This window comes from Collinsella aerofaciens (genome assembly GCF_040926405.1).
In the GTDB taxonomy this organism is placed as follows: Bacteria; Actinomycetota; Coriobacteriia; order Coriobacteriales; family Coriobacteriaceae; genus Collinsella.
The window spans coordinates 1-1,176 of record NZ_JBCOIG010000063.1 but is presented as its reverse complement, the minus strand read 5'-3'; the positions used below and the strand labels follow the sequence as shown (position 1 = coordinate 1,176).

Genomic DNA, 1,176 nt, shown 5'->3' with positions numbered 1-1,176 from the left:
GGCAATTATTACTACGCGATGTATGGGGATCCGTCGATTCGCTACGTGAGCCTGATGGATGCCGAGGGCGCGAGCCCCGATAGGCTCGTGGTTCCCGAGCCGCGCCGTTCGTAGCCGATAGCTTTACCGCAATGCAAAACGGCCCTGCATCTCCCGTGAGGTGCAGGGCCGCTTTCGTTGATTTGTGACGTCGCTAGAAGTTGGCGTCGTTGAGTTGTTCACTTTCGAGGCCGTCGAGCAGTTGCTGTTCGGGCGTATCGGCGACGCTCTCGAGCAGCTCGGTGGGATCGACGTTCATGTCCCTACCGGCCTCGTTGCCGTTGACCAAGTCGTCCGAGAAGATGTCGACTTCCATTTCCTCGGCCTCTTCGATCTGAACCTCGAGCGGCACCTGGGTGCGCACGAGCTTAACGGCCGGGCGCATGCGGGCAAACAGCGGCACGTACTCGATGATGATGGCCGAGTTCTCAAGACCGTACCAGCGTGCCGGGCTTCCGCAGGCGCGGCGGACGGCGTACTTGATGGCCATCACGCGGTGGTCATTGCGGTTGATGTCCGTTTCGGGGGCAAGCATCTTGCGCAGCATACAAAAGCGGAAGTCACCCACGTTGCCGCGTGTCTCGTAGATGGAGTAGATGTGATGTTGCGGCGGCAGCTCGCCCGATGCCATCAAGTCGCCGACGATCTGACGCAGATAAGCGTTGACGCGCTGGTTGACTTTAAAGCCCAGGTCCAGGCGAACGCGGAAGAGGAAGTCCGTGCCAAAGGTCTCGACGGAATACTCGTGCGTATAGGGTTCGTCGGTAACGTGCACGTTAATGAACCAATATGCCTTGGCGCGCTTGGGATGCTTATCCAGGATGGAATAGAGCACGTCGCGGTCGAGCGTGAGCGGGTCGGGGCTGTTGGTGAGAAATACCAGATTGTCGGCGAGCACGGGATAGGTCTCGTCGTTGCGCAGGCGGTTGAGCTGATCGATGTACTTGGAGACGGGCAACAGAATCGTCTGCGTGCGCTCGATGGCGGTGCCGCGGCGCCACACGTACATAAGGCCAAACAGCAGTGCGGCCAGGAAGATCATGACGTAGCCGCCGTCAAAGAACATGGTGAGGCACGAGGCGAAGAAGCACAGCTCAATGGCACCAAAGAGCAGGGCGAAGACGCAGGCACCCAGCC

Annotated in this window: 1 protein-coding gene; it reads right to left on the bottom strand. The window is 59.6% G+C overall.

The genetic code is table 11. The annotated features are described in order from the left end of the window. Positions 1-193: 193 nt before the first annotated feature. Positions 194-1,176 (bottom strand): KUP/HAK/KT family potassium transporter (locus AB5758_RS09695; RefSeq protein WP_368155550.1); only part of this gene is annotated, 983 nt, incomplete at its 5' end.